Origin of the sequence: Citrobacter sp. FDAARGOS_156, assembly GCF_001559235.2 — a bacterium.
Lineage (GTDB): Bacteria > Pseudomonadota > Gammaproteobacteria > Enterobacterales > Enterobacteriaceae > Citrobacter > Citrobacter youngae.
In genome coordinates, this window is sequence record NZ_CP014030.2 from 1,332,088 (window position 1) to 1,351,660 (window position 19,573).

General features: G+C 48.9%; 16 protein-coding genes. 6 read left to right on the top strand and 10 right to left on the bottom strand.

Annotated features, from left to right (window positions below; all coding sequences use genetic code 11):
- Window positions 1-119: 119 nt before the first annotated feature.
- The gene (locus AL515_RS06500) at window positions 120-1,697 is read left to right on the top strand and encodes an LA2681 family HEPN domain-containing protein (RefSeq protein WP_061067351.1); all 1,578 of its coding nucleotides are present in this window, start codon (window positions 120-122) and stop codon (window positions 1,695-1,697) included.
- Between the two features lie 308 nt (window positions 1,698-2,005).
- Here the strand turns inward: AL515_RS06500 and AL515_RS06505 are convergent, their stop codons facing one another.
- From AL515_RS06505 to AL515_RS06535, 7 genes are all read right to left on the bottom strand, one after another.
- The gene (locus AL515_RS06505) at window positions 2,006-3,076 is read right to left on the bottom strand and encodes an ABC transporter ATP-binding protein (RefSeq protein ID WP_061067352.1); all 1,071 of its coding nucleotides are present in this window, start codon (window positions 3,074-3,076) and stop codon (window positions 2,006-2,008) included.
- Window positions 3,069-4,838, bottom strand: a complete 1,770-nt coding sequence (locus AL515_RS06510; protein WP_061067353.1) for an ABC transporter permease — start codon at window positions 4,836-4,838, stop codon at window positions 3,069-3,071. The genes AL515_RS06505 and AL515_RS06510 overlap by 8 nt, the downstream gene beginning before the upstream one ends.
- Before the next feature lie 76 nt (window positions 4,839-4,914).
- The gene (locus AL515_RS06515) at window positions 4,915-6,003 is read right to left on the bottom strand and encodes an ABC transporter substrate-binding protein (protein WP_061067354.1); all 1,089 of its coding nucleotides are present in this window, start codon (window positions 6,001-6,003) and stop codon (window positions 4,915-4,917) included.
- Between the two features lie 260 nt (window positions 6,004-6,263).
- The gene (locus AL515_RS06520; protein WP_061067355.1) at window positions 6,264-6,959 is read right to left on the bottom strand and encodes a response regulator; all 696 of its coding nucleotides are present in this window, start codon (window positions 6,957-6,959) and stop codon (window positions 6,264-6,266) included.
- Window positions 6,952-8,604 carry an ATP-binding protein gene (locus tag AL515_RS06525; RefSeq protein WP_061068797.1) on the bottom strand — a complete coding sequence of 551 codons (1,653 nt, stop codon included), beginning with the start codon at window positions 8,602-8,604 and terminating at the stop codon, window positions 6,952-6,954. The genes AL515_RS06520 and AL515_RS06525 overlap by 8 nt, the downstream gene beginning before the upstream one ends.
- Before the next feature lie 208 nt (window positions 8,605-8,812).
- The gene (locus AL515_RS06530; RefSeq protein ID WP_370528846.1) at window positions 8,813-9,343 is read right to left on the bottom strand and encodes a tetratricopeptide repeat protein; all 531 of its coding nucleotides are present in this window, start codon (window positions 9,341-9,343) and stop codon (window positions 8,813-8,815) included.
- Between the two features lie 146 nt (window positions 9,344-9,489).
- On the bottom strand, window positions 9,490-10,602 hold the full coding sequence (locus AL515_RS06535) for an agmatine deiminase family protein (protein ID WP_061067357.1): 1,113 nt from the start codon (window positions 10,600-10,602) through the stop codon (window positions 9,490-9,492).
- A 403-nt stretch (window positions 10,603-11,005) separates the two neighbouring features.
- Between AL515_RS06535 and AL515_RS06540 the strand changes: the two genes are divergently transcribed.
- The gene (locus tag AL515_RS06540; protein ID WP_082759570.1) at window positions 11,006-11,569 is read left to right on the top strand and encodes a DJ-1/PfpI family protein; all 564 of its coding nucleotides are present in this window, start codon (window positions 11,006-11,008) and stop codon (window positions 11,567-11,569) included.
- Between the two features lie 56 nt (window positions 11,570-11,625).
- Here the strand turns inward: AL515_RS06540 and AL515_RS06545 are convergent, their stop codons facing one another.
- Window positions 11,626-12,372 carry an SAM-dependent methyltransferase gene (locus tag AL515_RS06545; protein ID WP_061067359.1) on the bottom strand — a complete coding sequence of 249 codons (747 nt, stop codon included), beginning with the start codon at window positions 12,370-12,372 and terminating at the stop codon, window positions 11,626-11,628.
- Window positions 12,373-12,382: 10 nt separating this feature from the next.
- The gene (locus AL515_RS06550) at window positions 12,383-12,640 is read right to left on the bottom strand and encodes a YjhX family toxin (protein ID WP_061067360.1); all 258 of its coding nucleotides are present in this window, start codon (window positions 12,638-12,640) and stop codon (window positions 12,383-12,385) included.
- 1,314 nt (window positions 12,641-13,954) lie between these two features.
- Between AL515_RS06550 and pepT the strand changes: the two genes are divergently transcribed.
- From pepT to AL515_RS06570, 3 genes are all read left to right on the top strand, one after another.
- Window positions 13,955-15,211 carry a peptidase T gene (pepT, locus tag AL515_RS06560; RefSeq protein WP_061067361.1) on the top strand — a complete coding sequence of 419 codons (1,257 nt, stop codon included), beginning with the start codon at window positions 13,955-13,957 and terminating at the stop codon, window positions 15,209-15,211.
- Window positions 15,208-16,569: a C4-dicarboxylate transporter DcuC gene (gene dcuC / locus AL515_RS06565; protein WP_061067362.1), complete on the top strand. Its 1,362-nt coding sequence runs from the start codon at window positions 15,208-15,210 to the stop codon at window positions 16,567-16,569. Before pepT ends, dcuC begins: the two co-directional genes overlap by 4 nt.
- 306 nt (window positions 16,570-16,875) lie before the next feature.
- Window positions 16,876-17,505, top strand: coding sequence for a DUF2913 family protein (locus tag AL515_RS06570; RefSeq protein WP_061067363.1), 630 nt, complete (start codon window positions 16,876-16,878; stop codon window positions 17,503-17,505).
- 405 nt (window positions 17,506-17,910) lie between these two features.
- On the opposite strand, the gene AL515_RS06580 is transcribed toward AL515_RS06570, so the two are convergent.
- Entirely contained in the window at window positions 17,911-18,528 is a 618-nt protein-coding gene (locus tag AL515_RS06580) for a LysE family translocator (RefSeq protein WP_061067364.1), read from the bottom strand.
- A 109-nt stretch (window positions 18,529-18,637) separates the two neighbouring features.
- Here AL515_RS06580 and AL515_RS06585 point away from each other — a divergent pair, with 109 nt between their 5' ends.
- Window positions 18,638-19,543: a LysR substrate-binding domain-containing protein gene (locus AL515_RS06585; protein WP_061067365.1), complete on the top strand. Its 906-nt coding sequence runs from the start codon at window positions 18,638-18,640 to the stop codon at window positions 19,541-19,543.
- Window positions 19,544-19,573 lie beyond the last annotated feature (30 nt).

Sequence of the window (19,573 nt, forward strand, 5' to 3'; positions counted from 1 at the left end):
GGGTGCGGTGTAGTGCGATTTTGGTCATCCTAAAAAAATTTTAGTTAGAAGCCACATGTTTTCTATCGAACAGGCTCATATAATACTAAGCAGCATAGGCTTAGCTTGTAGAGGGTTGAATGGATATCAATTATGTGGTTTTGAAAATGAGAAATATCAATGATCTCATAAATGCAGGATCATTTGATTCTGCCTATAACCTTGTGACGGAATTACTGAAAGGTTTAGATAATTTAAATACTATCAATAAAAATAGAATAATAATATTATCTAACCTAGCTGGAAATCTTATTGATATTGGAAGCTTTAGTAATAAGAAAAGCATAGCGGAAGAAGGATTGAACATTTTTATAAATAATAAGGAAGATATCTTAACCATATCAACAGAATCTTCGTATTATTATAACTTGGCAAACGGTATGAGCGCAGTTGTTAACTTTAACTCTCGTGACGATGCAAATATTGATACTTTCATTAAATTGAATGAGGTAAAAAATAATTACTGGAAATCATATATATTCTCTAGGCAAGAAGGTGATGTTCATCCTGAGTTAATGGTTAATTTAGGTAATGCATTAAAAAGACAGTATCGTATATCTGAATCAATGGATTATTATGATCAAGCTATAGCTATTGATGATTCAATTCCGCAGGCGTGGGTCAACAGGTCTGAAGCTTTAGAGTTACTTAATGACTTATCTACCACATATACATTAAAAATGTTAAGGGAAGTTATTCGAGGTTATCAGTGTGCAATAAATACAGGAAAGTGTATCCCTGAATGGATTGCAACCTATCAAAGAAAAATAAAGTACAACGAAGATCTATTAGCGGACTCATGTATAGATGACGTTGAGGATGTAGGAACAGATGAACGACTCACTCGTGAGGAATACGAGGCTTTATCACACTATCAGAAATTTTGCATAGATAATAATTTAATGTTGTCTGAACATTCTCTATATTGCAATTGTTACGCATCATCTAAAGATAATATAACTATTGCAACTGCCGAGAAGGGAGTTTTTGGGGACTTTATTGTACCAATGGAAATGGTGTTGAACAGACTTAAAGCTGAATACTCGCTTGCGAGAAAGATGTTTTTTGAATATAAATTTGGTAGTGAGTTTTTTGATGCGGATTCTGAGGTTTGTTATTCGGAGTTATATAATGGCGAGATTCTATATGAAAATGTCGAGAAGTTGAGAATATCATTTAGATCGTGTTTTGGAATCTTAGATAAAATAGCAGTTGCTTTATGTAAATTATTTGATTTAAAACCAGATAGAGGTCACATTTATTTTCACAATTTCTGGCAGGTTCGTGATGAAAAAAGAAAGGATAAAATAAACAAAATAAATAATAAAGGATTGTTTGGCTTGTTTAGTATTGCAATGGATTTGAATGATAAAAATGGTGAACTTGCTTTTTTCAGAGAGTGGAGGAATGATTTAGAACATAAGTTATTAGTAATTCACGAAAAGGGAATGCTTATAGATTTATATGATTCATATAAATTCTTTGATGACGTAAAATTTATTGAGAAAGAAGAATTTGAACAGCATCTATTACAACTCATGAAAATTGTTAAGTCAGCGATTATTTTGTTTATGCTCACAGTACGTATCGAGGGAAAACGAAATATCCCTGATGATGTTTTGACCATCTCAAACACCATTGAGAGAAAGGTTTTTTAGTGTGCTCCTTCAGTGTCTATTAGTATTTCTCTGTATCCCACAAATGCAGGTGGTGATGATGGGGGCATATGTGGGGGCATTTTTTATTTTTGCTTATATTTTTATTAGTAAAAACAAATGGTTATCTTTGTTATCTGCTCCTATTATCGCACCATTTCTCTATTTCCTCGGACTGATTTTTCCCATTTCCTGTACCAGGCCCAGGCCGTTTGATGTCATCATCATCTCATTGTACTCAAATATATCTTCTGTATTACCGCTATCCTTCCTCCAGAAAAGGGAGCAGCGACAGCCGCTCCCTTCTGGCATCAGGATTTTGGGAACACCCAAACATGTTTTTCGGGTAACGCCAGGTGGCAATGCTGAGGATCGCGTACTTCGCTGCCGTAGGCGCGGATGACAAAATCATCAGCTACGGTGCGGAACAGGTACTCCCAGCGGTCACCGAGATACATGCTGGTGAGCAACGGGAGAGCCAACTGGTTTTCGCCTGGCCCGTCGGCCAGCGCCACACGTTCAACGCGGATCACCGCGGTGCCCTCATGGCCAACCTGAACGCCGTCGCCCGCCTGACCCCACAGGACCCAGTCGCGTCCTTCAATACGTGCTTTGCCGTCACGCACGTCAGTGACTTTGCCATGCAGACGGTTGTTGCTGCCCATAAACTCAGCGGTGAACAGCGTTTTTGGGGAACCATACATCTCTTGCGGCGTACCCTGCTGTTCAATTTTGCCGTTGTTGAGCAACAAAATGCGGTCAGAAATCGACATCGCTTCTCCCTGGTCATGCGTCACCATTAGCGCGGACAACCCGAGATTAATAATCAGCTCACGCAGGAATACGCGCGCTTCTTCCCGCAGTTTTGCATCAAGGTTGGATAATGGCTCATCGAGCAGGATCACGGGTGGGTTATAAACCAGCGCCCGGCCAATCGCTACGCGCTGTTGCTGGCCGCCAGAAAGTTGATGCGGATGGCGCTTACCCAGATGTCCCAGGCCCAGTTGATCCAACACACCCTGTACCCGCTGGTTGATCTCTGCGGTGGAGACTTTGCGCAACTTCAGCGGGTAGGCCACATTCTCAAATACGGTTTTATGCGGCCACAAGGCATAGGACTGGAATACCAGCCCCAGATTACGCTCTTCGGCGGGGATTTCGCTGCGCGGGGTGCCGTCGTAGACCTTGTTGTTGCCGATGGTAATTGACCCTTGTGTCGGTTTTTCCAGCCCGGCCACCGCGCGCAGGAGGGTGGTTTTACCGCTCCCGGACGGCCCGAGTAACGAAACCACTTCGCCCCGTTTGAGGTCCATGGTCACGCCCTTTAGCACCGGATTATCACCGTAGGTTAAGTGCAGGTTCTCGACCGATAATTCAATCATGTAATTTCACTCCAAAACGTAGGGCAATACCCAGGCCCACCACCACCAACAGAATATTGATAAACGAGAGTGCTGCGACGATGTCGATAGCACCTGTCGCCCACAGAGATACCAGCATCGAGCCGATGGTTTCCGTACCCGGCGACAGCAGATAGACGCCCGTGGAATACTCACGCTCAAAGATCAGGAACATCAGCAGCCATGAGCCAATCAGCCCATAACGCGAAAGCGGAATGGTAACGTGGCGGGTAATCTGCCCACGCGTCGCACCGGTGCTGCGTGCCGCTTCCTCCAGCTCTGGCCCCACTTGTAGCAACGTTGAGGAGATGAGGCGCAGGCCGTAGGCCATCCACACCACCGTATACGCCAGCCAGACGCTGAAAATGGTGCTACGCAGCGAGCGCAGCCAGACAATCAGCGTGTCTCGCAACCACTGCGACCACGGCATGCCGGATAACCAGCCGGATTTCAGCGCGTTATCGAGCCACATCGGTAAGAACAGAAACACCCACAAAAACGCCAGACCCGCGAGCAGGCCCGGCACCGCACGGGGCACCAGCACGCTGTAGTCGAGAAAACGCGTGGTGTTATCCGGCTTACGGTGCATCGCGATACCAATAAACAGATAGCAACCTACCGCCAGTGCGCCGCCTATTACGCCAATCGCCATGGAGTTGACGATGGCCCGCAACAGGTTCGGCTGTTCCCAGATGGTGCGAAAGGTGCTAAGCGACAGCTCATCCCACAGCGAAACGCCTACGCCCCAGTTGGAGATAAACGCACGCAGTACCACGCCCATTAGCGGCACGCCAATGGTGATGGTTAGCCAGAACGCCACCACAGCCCCCGCTATCCAGCGCCATTTACCCAGCGGCAGCGCGCGGGCCTGCGAGGCTTTACCCTTCATGGTGACGAAGCGGTTAGCGGTACGCATCAGGCGACGTTGTAGCATGACCAGTGGGATGGTCAGACAAATCAGCACCACCGCGACCGCCGCCATCAGGTGATACGACGGCGTACCCAGTTTATTGGTCAGTTGGTACAGGTAGGTCGCCAGCACCATGTTGCCTTCCGGATCGCCCAGCACCAGCATCAGACCAAAGACTTCCAGACCGAGGAAAAACAGCAGCACAACGGCGTACAGAATCGAGGGGCGAACCATCGGCAGGCTGACCGAGGTCATCACCTGTAGCGGGGAAGCGCCGGAGATACGCGCGGCTTCCTCCACGTCTGAGCTCACACTGCGCAGCGCTGACGAGATATACAGATAAGCGTGCGGTACGTGTGTCAGGCCAGCAATGACCACGATGCTCGACATGTCGTAGATATTCCACGGCACGAAGCCAATCAGCGATTGTGCCCACAGTGACAGGAAGCCTACCGGCCCTGCGGCCACCACATAGCCAAAACCCAGCACCATCGGTGAAACAAAAATAGGTACAAGGATCAATGGCTCAATTAACCGTCTGCCGGGCAGGTCGGTACGCACCATCAGGAAGGCCAGAATGCCGCCCAGCGGAATGGCGATAATGACCAGACCGAATGCGAGAATAAAGCCGCTTTTCAGCGCTTTATAGAAGTCAGGGTCGGTAAAAATAAAGCCAAAGGATTCAAGGCTCCAGTCCTTTGCCGGCGAGAAAAACGGCGCGGACAAAAAGCTTTGTATCACGATGAACGACAATGGCGTGTAGATAACCAGCGCGGTTAACAGCACGACGATGCCGCGCGGCAAGCTTTGCCACTTTCTGCGTAATGCATTCATAAGCGGAGATCCGGTAACACGAATTCAGGAAGCGAGTACCAGGCGCACCAGTGAACCGTACGCCTGGTTCTGGCTCTTATTTGGCCGCGGCTTCACGCCACTGTTTGATGTAGTCCAGACGTTTTTTCGGTTGCAGGTATTCAAGTAATGACTCATCAACCGGGATCGGCTTCAGCGCGCTACCCAGCATTTGGGTCATTCCGTCGATGTCATTTTTACCTTCGATGTCGTTACGGATAGAGGGAATATCGGCCTGGTTGGCGAGGATGTTTTGCCCTTTTTCAGACAGCACATAGTCCAGCCACAGTTTGGCGGCATTGCTATGTTCAGCCTGCTGGCTGATGAAAGAAACTCGTGACAGCACCAGGGTGTAGTCCTTCGGATAGGAGATGCCCAGTGACGGGTCGTTTTTGGCACGCGCTTCGGCGTAAGAGCCGAGGATATTATAACCAATCAGGTTTTCACCCGATGAAACCCTCTCCATCATCGTACCGGTGGACGATTGCACGGCTAACCCGCCTTTCGCCACGTCGGCCAATGTTTTGAAGTAGTTCGGATCGGCCTTGTAATCCAGCACCGATAGCATGAAGCCAACCCCGGATTTTTCGATATCGTAGGTGGTGACTTTGCTTTTGAATTTATCCACCTGGCCTGCAATCAGCTTTGCCAGCGCGGCGTGAGAATCCGGAACCTCGTTCGCCGGGATGAGGCGCTTGTTGTAAATAAACACCACTGGCTCGTAGGTGGTGCCGTACGCTTTGTTGTGCCAGACAGCCCATTTCGGCAGTTGGTTCTGCTCTGCTGAAACATACTCCATCGCATAATCGGTCGCGAGCTTCATCGCGGTATCCATGGAGGAGCTCCAGATGACGTCACCGCTGCCGCCGCCAGCAGCCTGTTCGCTGATATAACGGTTATACAGCTCGGTGCTGTTCATATCGTTATATTCAACTTTGATGCCCGGATAGGTGGCTTCAAAGCCCTGAATCAGCGGCCCCGCCGCTTTGGTATCCGTTGTGGAGTAAACCACGACTTTGCCTTCTTTGGTGGCGGCATCAACCACCTTTTGGTAGTCAGCCGGATACCCCTGCGGTAGCGCGGACAGGGCAGAAAACGACATGAAAACAGCAGCAGAGATCAGAGAGATGCGGAATGTGTTCGTCATTATTATTAACCTTCTGGTTACACTTTGGGAACTAAAAATCAACATAGCGGATGGGAGGGGAGAGACAAGAGGGGAGAGAGAGCCGGCTGGTGGAAATGTGATTGTTGGCGTTGTTTCGGTAATTAACACCATAGAAACCGTGAGCGCGGGGATTTGAGAGAATGGAATGCTCACCGTTGTAGGCCGGATAAGCGAAGCACCATCCGGCACTATACGGAACACTGCCGGATGGCGCTTCGCTTATCCGGCCTACGGAGTTGTCAGTCAGCCCCCTTCCGATACAACCGCCGCGGATGCCCAATACTCCCATACTGAATCTCAATCACAACAAACCCAATCTCCACGCAGTACTCCAGATACCGACGCCCCGTCGTTTTACTGATCCCCGCCTCCTCGACCACCTGCTCAACCGACCAACTCACCGCCGGATGATCGCTAAAAATCCGCTGCACCCGCGCCAGCGTCGCAGGCTCAATCCCCTTGGTCGACGGCTGCCCCGCAGCCTCCCCGGCAGGCAAATTGAACAGCTTATCCAGCGCGTGCTGATCCACCACTTTCACCTGCCGCAGCGTGTGCTCCAGCAGCATAAAGCGCTCCAGCGAGGCCCGCAGACGGTGGGAAAATACGGGTTTTAGCAGGTAGTCAAACGCGCCGCTGCGCATAGCATGGCTGCAGGTTTGCATATCGCTGGCGGCGGTGATGAATATCACCGAGCACTCAAACTGTTTGAGCAGCGGGCTATCAATAAGCTCAACGCCCTGACCGTCCGGCAAATAGTTGTCCAGCAGCAGCAGACGTGGCTGATGAAGGAGGATCAGTTCGCGGGCCTGTTCCAGCGATCCCGCGATTCCCACGATGCGCAGATGGAAGTTTTGCTCAATAAACTCCCGATGCAACTGTGCGAGATGTGGCTCATCCTCAACAATAACAACCTCAAGAGGGCGGATATCAGTCATGGGAAGGTCCTGTCGAAAGAGAAATCTGGAACGGGATGAAAACCGAAAATACGGTACCCTGCGGGATGTTATCGCTTATTTCGATGCTGCCACCGGCCCGACGAACGTAGCTCGCGACCAGGTACAGGCCAATACCATGTTCTGAACCGGTGAGTTCACTGCTGTCAGTGGGTTTACTGGTAAAGCCTTGCTCAAAAATATGCGGCTTCATGGCCTCATCAACGCCACAGCCCCGGTCAGCCACCTCAATCACCAGTTCGTGGTTGCGATCCGATATATACACTTCCACCGGCGCGGTACGTGCTGGCGTTTTCAGCGTGGCATCGACAGCGTTGTCCACCAGATTACCAATTACTGACATCAGCTCCGTTTCGCTCAGCCCTTCCGGTAGGCGCGAGAGCTGACAGGCGGGGTCGAAAACCAGCTCAACACCTTTCTCGCGGGCACCGACATATTTCCCCAGCAGCAGGCCGCACAGCGCCGGAGAGACAAACTGCCTGGAGAGGAAATCCAGCACCTGCTGGGCCCCCTCTGACTGTACCTGAATATAACGCAGCGCATCGTCATAGCGCTGCATCTGCAGCAGACCGACGAGCGTCGCCGTCCAGTTGAGCTGCTCGTGGCGCATGATGCGCAGGTTATCGGCATAGCGGGTCACCTGGCTGAGTTGACTGCTGAGCGTATTGATATCGTTCTTATCGCGGAAGCTGAATACCCAACCGCTTTGGGTGCCCGGCTCGACTTCAATAGCCACGCGGTTGACGATGGTTTCCCGTTGATTCAGGACGGTAATATGATCGTGATGGCGGCTGTCATAAGCGGTATTGCCAGGCGCGAAAAATGACGGCGGCAGTTGAATCACCTCATCCAATGGCTTGCCGAGCAGCGCTTGTTCACTCTGGCGAATATTGAGCATCTCCCGGGCGGCACGATTGATGAGGATGAGCTGTTTATCGGCATTGACCGCAAAGACTCCTTCGTACATCGCCTCCAGCAGCGCTTTTTGCTGCAGCACCAACTGGGCGATATCTTTGGGTTCCAGGCCGAACATCTGTTTTTTCAGCGTGCGGGTCAGTAACCAGGAAAAAATAAACAGCAGCAGCAGCAGGGCAAGGCCGTACATTCCGGTGCGCCACAGCAGGCGGGCGTTGATATTGGCGATGTAGGAGGTGAGGTAACCGACGGAGACAATGCCGATTACCTGATGATGGCTATCGAAAATAGGTGCTTTACTGCGTAACGAGACACCGATCCCACCCTTACGCACAGTGATAATGGTTTTGCCCTTCAGTACATCAGCATTGTCGCCGCCGATCATCGGCAGGTTAAGGCGCTCCGGGGATTCTGAGTGGTAAAGATGCTGTTCACGCGCATCACCAATCACAATATAGCTGGCGTCGCTTTCGGCGCGCAGCGGCTGAATCAGTTGTGCGATACCAGGAATATCCCGCTGCTGTACTTTTTCTGCCAGACCGGGAATCAGGGCAATTTCGCTGGCCTGTACTCGCGCGCGTTGGCCCAAATCGTGGTGCAACTGACGGTCGATAAAGTGAAACAGCAATACGCCAAGCAGCGCCAGCAGAAGGCAGGAAAAAGCCACCAGCGAGAGGAACAGCTTTACCTGAAAGGACAATCTGAGTTTCATGTAGTCCGCAGCGGCCAGAGCAGAAAGGGTCATCTGAAAAGCCTATCATGCGAAAATACGAACCGTAATCGAGGGACGACAGAGTTGTGAACTGCCTACATTCTCCGCGAATTTCTGAGGCAATAAACGGTATGTCGACGATGCGATCCAACGGCTGTATCCATTGAAAATGCGCATCGTTGACGGTGATTTTTTTGGATCTTCCGGTCTATGACTCTGGGTGTCCGTCGATCGCGGCTTTCAGATCGCGATACTCTTCGCATTGGGTGCCACAGATATTCTTAATGGTTGCCAGCTCCGCTTTCGCCAGGTCGGGGCGGCCTTTAACCATCCATGCTTCCCCAAGATATTCGCGCACTTTCGCATAGTGCGGATCAAGGGCAATCGATCGTTGGTAGTAACTTATCCCTTCATCCGTACGCCCTAGCTTGCGTGTCGCGTAGCCTCGATAGTTCCAGGCTTCACGCGTATTGGGCTGCTGTAAGGTATCGAGTAAATTGATGGCATCCTGATAATGGCCGGTTTTCGCCAGGTGATACGCATACTGCGTTTTATCCTGATCGTCGATCATGCTGCTTTTTTCGGGCAAACATTTTTGGGTTTTGTTGTCGTAAACCTGACCCTTCGGGCATGTTGGGGTGGTGGTATCGTCATTTCCCATGGCGCTGGCTGCAGCGGAGTAGAGCAGCCCGCCTGAGATCAGGCAAATCAACGGCAGTATTTTCGTCATGGCGTGCATCTTCATGGTCCTGTCCTCTCGGTATGAGTGAAGGTTCTTGCATGCTGTAAACCGCGCAGCCCATGCTTTATTCATTATCGATGCCTATAAATTGACCTGCCGTTTATTTTTAATACACCGCTTTATTAGCAAAGAAGGAGTAGCCGCTAACGCGGCTGTTGCTGGGTCGCACAGTGAATACCGCCGCCACCGGCCGCGATACCGTCGATATTCAATTGAATAATCTCACGCCCGGTAAATTGCTCCTGCAAAATATCGCGCGTGTTACGGTCCGTGCGTTTATCGCCAAACTCCGGCGCAATGACCGCATCATTACACAGATAGAAATTGATATAACCGGCGGCAAAATCACTGTTCGCATAGCTCTGGCGAATAGTTGATGGTCCTTCCAGCGTGATCACGTTCAGGTGCCGTCCTTTTGCATCTGTGGCTGTGCGTAAGATTTCCAGATGTCGCCGGGTTACAGCGTAGTCAAACGATGTAGGGTCCTGCTCAAGACCTGCTACCACCGTACCCGGATGTGTGAATCTGGCGTAAAAGTCCGTATGGCCGTCGGTAATATCCTTTCCGGCAATACCTGGTAGCCAGATGATCTTATCCAGTCCCAGCAGGCGCTTTAATTCGGCTTCACATTCAACTTTACTGACGCCAGGGTTGCGGTTGGGATTGAGAACACAACTTTCGGTAATAATGGCTGTCCCTTCGCCGTCTACCTCTATCCCGCCACCTTCAAGGATCAAGGTTGAGCGGATAAATTCAGCTTTAGCATAATCTGTGACAAATTCAGCCACTTCGGCATCGCGATCGTGTTCCTGCTTCTCGCCCCAGCCGTTGAAGTTAAATCCAACGTCACCGGGCATGCCGTGGGGGCTTTTCACAAATACTGGTCCGGTATCGCGGATCCACAGATCGTCAATTGGATGAACCAGCAGGTTAACTGATGGCCCACATAGTTTTGCCGCGAGCGCGTGGTCTTCTTCGCGCACCAGCATATTCACGGGTTCAAAGGCGGCAATGGTGTTCGCGACCAGCGCCAGATTTTTCCGTACCACGGGAAGCAGGTGAGGTTCCCAGATAGCCACACTGGCACCAAACGCCATCCAGGTGGCAGCATGAGGTGCTCCTTCATCCGGCATCTGCCAGCGGCGGCTCTCTGCTGCGCAGGCAACCTGGCTTAAACTGATACCCGTCATGCTGGCGAGTAGCATACTCGTTGACGTCACCAGGCTCTGCCTGACAAATGAACGTCTTGTTATCATGGGATTAACCTTTGCGTATATTTATCTGATATTGGATGAATAAAATAATAATAGATAATTAATGCTCTGCGTATTTTAAATATTGAATAATAAATAAATTGATTGCGGGTAAGTTTCATGCGGAATATAGCACGGGAGATATTCGTTGCAATCTCTTAGTTTTATATTATGAGTGAAATTGACTACTATTAAAATTTCTCAACTATATATTTATATATAATTTATATTTATCAGCATGAACATGTGTCACGCCGTTGGCTCTGAAGCCTCGTCTGACGGGCCTTGTCGCGGATTGTGATCTGGCCGGTTGTTCTGTTGTATTTATTAATGCCATGAACCGTGTGGACTATAGTAAAGATGGCCGTTATTTCTCATCATTAATAACCGTGAGTGGGGGATGTGCATGAAGAAGATACTGATGCTGGTCGGAGATTATGTCGAAGATTATGAAACGATGGTGCCTTTTCAGGCTTTGCAAATGCTTGGGCATCGTGTGGATGCCGTCTGTCCGGATAAAAGTCAGGGTGACTACGTTCAGACCGCCATTCACGATTTTGATGGGGCGCAGACCTACAGTGAGAAACCCGGGCATCGCTTCACCTTGAATGCGAATTTCTCTGATGCGCGCGAGGCGGATTATGATGCCTTGTTGATCCCTGGCGGGCGGGCGCCGGAGTATTTACGTCTGAATCCGGAAGTCATTCAACTGGTACAAGACTTTAACTCTGCGGGTAAACCTATCGCCGCGGTGTGTCATGGCCCGCAACTGCTGGCGGCAGCCGGAGTGTTAGAAAACCGGACCTGCAGCGCGTATCCAGCGTGTGCGCCAGAAGTTCGGTTGAGCGGTGGGCATTATGCCGATATCGGGATTGACCAGGCGCACGTCGACGGTAATCTGATTACCGCGCCGGCATGGCCTGCTCATCCTGCCTGGTTGGCTAAATTTATTGAAGTATTAATGAAGTAACGGGTACCGGCTTTGCAGGTCGGTATAACCCATCCGGCTATACCGACTGCAAAAAATTACCGTTGCATGAGTGCGAATACTCCCCAGCCGAGATATTCCCGGGTGAAGGTGACATGGCGTCCCGGTGACGTCCTCAGTTGCTCTCTGACTTCCTGCGCAAAGTCATCATTTGGGTTCGCCTCCAGCCATCGACGCATCGTCAACCACTTAGCGGCTTCGTATCGATCCCAGCCTTCCTGGTCTGCCAGCACCATTTCAACCAGGTCGTAGCCCAGTTTGTCGAAAAACGAAACGAGGTCGGCAAGGGAAAGAAAATCGGCCACCGAGCCGGCTCCGCATGCCTGGGCAATATCTTCTGCGGCGGGCATTTGACGCCAGTACGGTTCACCGATCACGATGATTCCGCCAGGTTTGAGGCTTTTTGCCAGCAGCGTGATTGTCCCGGCGACACCGCCTGCAATCCACGTTGCGCCGACGCAGGCAGCGATATCGCATTTTTCATCCGCGACATAACCTGCCGCATCGTTATGGATAAAGCTCACGCGATCGGTGACGCCCAACTGTTCCGCGCGTTGTCTGGCTTGTGCGCTAAACAGTTGGCTCATATCAATACCGATCCCCGTAATGCCATGGTCGCGTGCCCAGGTGCAGAGCATCTCACCGGAACCACTGCCCAGATCCAGAACACGGGTTCCTGGCGTCATACGTAGCGCCTGACCTAATGTGGCATATTTTTGCGCGGTGAACGGATTATGAATGCGATGAGCGCTTTCGCTGATCGTAAAAATCTTGGGAATATCCATCACTCTCTCCTTAGCGATTATCTAACTGGGCGCGAACATTGTGTAATCCGGTGGTGTTGATGCGGTAGGGCTGACCATTGACGGATTTGATCAACTTTTTGGTTCTGAGCTTTTTAAACACCTCAAGCGTGCAGTCGCAGAGCAGCAATCCTTCACGGCTATAACATTCAACGGATGTGACGCGGCCAGCGCTGTCGCGGACGTGCGCAATGCGGCCACCTTTGGCGAGAACGTGTAAGGTACGTTGTTCCTGACGGGATAAATTCATACTGGGAAACCTGTTTAATCATCATGTGCAAAACGTGCAAACACACAGCGGTGTCCGCATTCGATTTCAGCGCATTGATAACCAGTCCGGCCTGATAAGGTCGGCAAACTGATTATCTGATGATGACATTCTCCAGCATCAAAGCCTCGGGTTGAGTTGAAAGGTATTTACACGGTGTATGATAGCAGTGGAATGTTGGATGGGAATCTTGCGCCAGTAAAAGTGTGACCCGCAACGGAAAAATGGCCTGGAAGGACATCTCGTCGCATCGAATAGCTTTAAATTGTTGTAATGTTATTAACATATTAAATCATTAAAATATTTTATATTTAAATGGCTTTAAAAATATGGATTTGAGTTATTCTGCACTCTTCGTTCTTATGTTTCACGCTAATATATTAGCCTGATTTAAGCGTGTCGGGATTGATTGTTTTATTTATGATAAGCAGTATTTATTATAGCTATCGCAGGATGATGTTCTGTAAATTATTTCTGTTTAAGAATTCTCTCTATGGTGAGAAATGTGTATACTTGTTTCTGCAAGAGACTCTTCTGTTATCATTAAAATTATAAATATGTCCTTTACACCCGTATTTCCTCTACTCTGTATCTCTTCTCAGGGTAGAGGTTTTTTTACCTGTAATTCATCGGGTAGCACCTATTAATAATAATTTAACACCGTGCCAGGTGTTATTGTGGCTACTATGACTAATGATGCCGGATATCATGACTTTATAATAGTACCGCGGCGTTTCTATTCCGTAATGAATTGTTCAGCTATCCCTCTGTTTACCAGGGTATAGTATAGTGGCGCTTATAATTGTCTGTTTTTCAGCGTGATATGTTTTTCTTGTCGTTGGGATAAATGTGACCTTGCTCATGGATTTTAATGCACTAAATGGCTATTTCTAGAGAAGTGCAAACGGTTGCACGTAGCTGTAATGGTATTCGTTCATTAAAAAAATATAGCGATGGTTTGCCTTGTGTCTTTATAGGATATGGAGACTTAAATGATTTCCATTATCTCTTGGGTAGACGGAAACTGTTATGGCTTCTGTTAGCTTAACACCATGTAAAATAGTCGTAAAAACAAGCAGGGAATATGATATGATCATCAAAAAGGCGATTTTTATTACAAACATAACGATCGGTTTTTTATCTTCCTTAATATAAATCGTTGTCAGAACACTCATGAGATCAGTGGTCTGGGATGAGCGCTTATTTTATTTGACACTTCAGATGTATCCCTCTCGCGCTGCATGCAGGTATCTCCTCGCAGTACCCCATGAATGAAACATTAAAGGATGTCCCACAATGGATATTGTTGAACGCTTTATTAACTACACCAAAATCAATACCACAACCTCACGGGAAAATGGCGCAAATGGCATCATGCCGTCTTCCCCAGGCCAAATGGTGCTGGCAAAACTGCTCGCAGCAGAGCTTGAAGTATTAGGGATGCAAAACATTGAAGTCAGGGATACGGCGATTGTAACGGCAACATTACCTGGAAATACTGACGATAATATTCCTGTCGTTTCCTTTTTTGGACATCTGGATACCAGTGCCGAACAGACTGCAGACACGCATGCGCAACGCCTTCACTATAGCGGTGGCGATTTATGCCTGAACAAAGAACATAATATCTATCTGCGCGAAAGTGAATTTCCAGAACTGAAAAACTATATCGGTGATGACCTGCTCGTGACGGATGGAACCAGCCTGTTAGGTGCTGATGATAAAGCTGCCATCGCTGCCATCATGAATGCCATACAGTATCTGGTTGCACATCCGGAGATTAAACATGGACCGGTGAAGGTCGGTTTTGTTCCTGATGAAGAGCAGGGGCTACGGGGTGCCAAAGCTTTTGATGTTGCCGCGTTTGGCGCAAATTTTGGCTATACCCTGGATTGCTGCGGCATAGGTGAGTTTGTCTATGAAAACTGGAATGCAGGCGATGCGGAAATTATCTTCACCGGTCAATCTGCGCACCCAATGTCAGCTAAAGGTAAACTGAAGAATTCTCTGCTGATGGCGCATAAGTTTATTGCGATGCTGCCGGGCGGAGAAGCACCTGAATATACGGAAGGTCGTGAAGGATATTACTGGGTAAAACAGCTGCAGGGTAACAGTGCCCGTACCGTACTGAAACTGGATATTCGCGACTTTAGTGAAGAAGGTTATAAGTCCCGTATGGCATTTATTCGCCAGCTTGCAGTAAGTGCCTGTGCACTATGGGGCGAAAATAGCGTGGTCTGCCATTTAACCGATCGCTATGCGAATGTGTTTAATAGCCTGCAGGGCGATTCGCATTATCCTATTGATATTGCTATGCGTGCTTATCAGAAATGCGGAATCACTCCGCAACCTGTCGCCATGCGTGGCGGGTATGATGGCGCGGTTCTGTCGCAGAAAGGGTTACCGTGTCCGAATATTTTTACCGGTGCGCATAATTTCCATTCAATTTATGAATACTTGCCGGTGCGATCGCTACGGGCAGCCAGTGATGTTGTGGTCGCAGTTATTGAAGAAACCTACGCTGAGTTCGCCGAAGGGAGAACTCAGTCATGATTCAGGTAATAATTGCCCTTCTGGTTATCGTTGTGGTCGCTCGTCTGATCCTGAAGGGGTACCGGGCCGAACCCGTGTTATTTATCGCTGGTCTGGTGCTAATGATTTGTACCGGATTAACCGGATGGGGCTCCGTATTGCCGAAGGGGGTTGCCAGTACCGGGATTGCTTTTCTCGATCCATTTGAAGTTATGCGCGATCTGTTCAGCACACGTGCAGCCGATCTCGGTCTGATGATCATGGCGTTGATGGGATTTGCTCACTACATGGATCATATCGGGGCAAATGAAGCTGTGGTGCGCGTGGTGACGAAACCGTTACGGGCACTGCGATCTCCTTATATTCTGCTGTTTTTTTCCTACCTGCTTGCCAGTCTCCTGCAACTGGCCATCCCTTCAGCGACCGGGCTTGCCGTGTTACTGATGGGGACAATGTTCCCGATTATGCTGGGCCTGGGGCTCTCTGCGGCTTCGGCCGCCGGGGTCATCGCCACCTCGCTGGGGGTGGCATACACCCCAACAGCGATTGATGCCATCAGGGGAGCGAAAGCAGTCAATATGGATGTGGTGGAATACGTTGTTTACCACCAGGGGCCAGCAGCGCTTGCAACCGTACTGGTTGTCGGCGTTTGCCATTTTTTCTGGCAACGTCATTGCGATCGCAACGCGGGGACGTTACCTCGGGAAATCGGGAGCGCTGAGATTGTCGATTCAGGAAAGGCGCCGGCTTTTTATGCTGTGCTTCCCATGCTGCCTATACTGATGGCGGTAGGATCATCCGCGATGTTTGTCAGTGGAATTAATCTAAACATAATCACCATCGTGCTTATCGCAATGGCTATTTGTATGCTGATTGAATGGATACGAGCGCGTGATTTAAAGTCGGTGTGTGAAGGGTTCAGCCATTTTCTGAAAGGAATGGGCGCGGCGTTTACCGGTGTTGTGGGCCTGCTGGTCGCAGCCGGAGTTTTCGCGCATGGCATCAAAGTCATTGGTGCCATTGATCAGTTAATTTTGATGGCAGAACATGTCGGATTACCACCCTTTGCGATGGCCGTCGTCTTCGCGCTGGTGACGCTTGCGGCAGCAATTATTATGGGCTCGGGGAATGCGCCATTCCTGGCATTTGTTGAGTTAATCCCACAAATTGCCGCGAGCATGGGCGCTAACGCGGTTGCTATGATCCTACCTATGCAGCAGGCATCACATATGGGGCGGGCTATTTCGCCGGTATCCGGTGTTGTTATTGCGGTTTCAAGTGGGGCAAAAATTACACCTTTCGATGTAGTTAAACGTACTGCTGTGCCGCTTATTGTGGGCTTTGTCACCCATACTTTGATTATCGGTATTTTCTATTAGTCGTAACTGCTGCAAGCAAACCTCCGGGGCGCGGAGGTTTGCTTGATAATGTTATTTATAATCTCAAATAAAACTGGTTGTCATGAGTTATTATTTGTTTTCATCTTTATCGCATTATTCTTATTGTTTTACCACGGTGTCGTATATAGATGAATGATTAAGGAAGGTAATATGTTAATCCGGCGTTTTTTATACGTGAGAATTAATTAATCTGGATCATATTATGCTGGTTTTAATTGTAGTAGTTTTTTAAATGAAGTGATGCCAAGTCCAAATGTGATAACGATTTATCTGGGTGGGTTTTAAGTGGTCAGTGATTTAGGAAAGATCAGCGCATCGAGGCACAATTACCAGGATGAACTTGAAACGTTTACCTGGAGTGCGTTAGTTGCCGTGGGTATCGCAATACAGGACCAGAAGGTTTACTCTAAAATATCAGAACATCTCTTCATTATGAACTGGCTGGCGATTGCGAAAAAAAGGAAGATATTTTCAAAAACTATCGCCAACGAACTTCAGTGGTTAATAGAAGAGGGGAAAAGGAAAAGCATTAATGCCCAACTTAAATTTAAGATAGAGTATTTATATGCTACATCAAGTGGTGATGTCACAATGCAGAGTTACTATTTTAAATTTACTCATGTTATTGAAAATCTAAGGAATAATGGTTGGAAGAGTTTTCTTCTCACACCCGGGAAATGGCGTGATTTGAGTGAAGATGTTAAGGTTCGCAAAGGCAATTTTATTTTTATGGATGACACCCGACTTCAGGAGTGCTTTGGTACTCAGGGCGAGATATTAAAACCTTTCTGTCTTCGGGTTTATGGTGATGTCGAATTTGCAAAGTCGCTGTTCATCAAAAATAATCTTCCGGTTGAGTTTGTAAAGCATACTTCAAATGAGTTTTACTACTTTTATTTTAATCTGGATGGGTGATGAACACTGGCGATACATAAATGAAATTTGCCAGTCATAATACGTTGTTGTAGCCAGATTTTACATTCTGAGATATAAATCGCGATAGAGGGATCGGGGATGTTTACGCGAAAGTTAACGATCACGACTGAATGGATAAAGTTATCTGATGTTCCTGACCGCGTGTTCATCGCTTTTCGAGGGGTAATCGAAATATGCGAAAGTTCATCTGTTCCTGACGACAAGACTCCCCTGCTAAGGTTGGAAAATGAAATGGCGATTATCACGGTTGACGCATTATCCTGGGTCAGAGTTCCGGCAGAAAGTCGGGGAAATATTACGGTATATATTCTCTGATGTGCTGAATATTAACACCGATAAATTACATCAGACATCGGTAAAATCATCATGACCTGATTATGCGGGCTACAACATTCGTATTGCATTGGTGTTATAGATAATGCCAAACACCGCTACCGCCAGCAGGAACAGGGATGAGATAAAAACGCTGTATCTGACAAACAGCGTGGGCATCCAGCGTTTGAAAATCACGATATAAAATGACAGAACGGCAACGTCAAAAATGATCCATACCAGCGTGAGTATCAGCATGCTGGTGGCGAAATTATGTGTAATGGTGATGAACTGTGGAAAGAATGAAACGAAAAACAGAATATCTTTCGGGTTTGATACGCCAATCAGAAAACCGTTGATAAATCCCCCATGAGACGGCTGGCGAGAGTCTTCGCTGGCGGCTTGATTTCTTGCCCACAGACTGCAAAACGCGCTATAGCCGATATACAGCGATCCGGCGAGACCCAACACACACAGCAGCAGAGGAGAGAGTGATACCACCCCCGCCAGCATCAGCGCAGCGAGCGCAAGCAAGAGCAATGAAGCACCGTTAGTTCCGCATAGCGTCATAAAGGCCTGGCGATAGCCGTACTGTGCCGCCGTCGCGGTAATCAGTGCCACAACAGGACCAGGCGTTAGCAACAGTGTTAGCACCGAGAGGCTGTATACAGCCAGTAAAGCGAGATTCATATCTGATGATCCTGACGTTATTTTTCATCAGTATTCCGCTTGCGTGTCACATTGAAAAACGAATAAAACTGCGCTCTACTGTGAGTAAAACTCAACATAGAAGCCGATGATGACGCTACCCCCGCTGTATGCCCTGAGAGCTTTCGAAGCTGCTGCCCGTCTGGGGTCCTTTAGTAAAGCGGCTATTCAACTGAACGTCACGCCTGGTGCGGTAAGCCGTCATATTCGCACACTGGAAGCCTGGTTTGGCTGCGAACTGTTTGTTCGTAGCGGTCCCCGTATTGAGATAACGCCTTCAGGGCAGGGGTTAGCGCAACAGCTGACGGCCGGGTTTCAGAGTTTAGAACATGCCTGCCATGCTTTTCGTAGCAGCAGTCATGAGCTGCGGTTGAAAGCACCCTCAACGTTGACCATGCGCTGGCTGCTGGATGTGCTGCGGCATTTCCGGGAAGCCCATCCAACGCCGGTGATTGAAATCTCCAGCGTGTGGATGGACACCGATTCCGTCGCATTCAGTCGCGAACCGTATGACTGTGCAATCCTGTTGGGGAATGGTTATTTTGGCGAGGATACGGACAGTCGTTTGCTGTTTCAGGAGTGGCTAATCCCGGTCTGTGCGCCTGCGTTGCAGGCTCAGGCGCAAAGTGATATCGCCGCCTGTGAATTGATTCATCCTTCCGCCGATCGCCGCGACTGGCGTCGCTGGCTGCAGCGTACCGGGGCGTTTCCTGCGTTGAACCTGGCACGTGGCAACGTGTTCGACACCCTGGAGCAGGGGAGTCTTGCGGCAATGAGCGGGCATGGGGTAGCGGTCGCCGATCTGCTATTAAGCCTGACGGCTATTGAGAGTGGGATGCTGGCGTTACCGTTTAAACAGGTGGTCGCGACAGGGGACGGTTATTATCTCGTCTGGCCAAAAGCGTCAACCCGGCTTCGAAATATTGAGTTGCTGTATCGCTGGTTAAAAGAAGCTGCGCCTGAGGCTGACATAGCAGAACTGCTCTGGCTGGAGTAACCCGCAGAACACCATATTGATAACAATTCT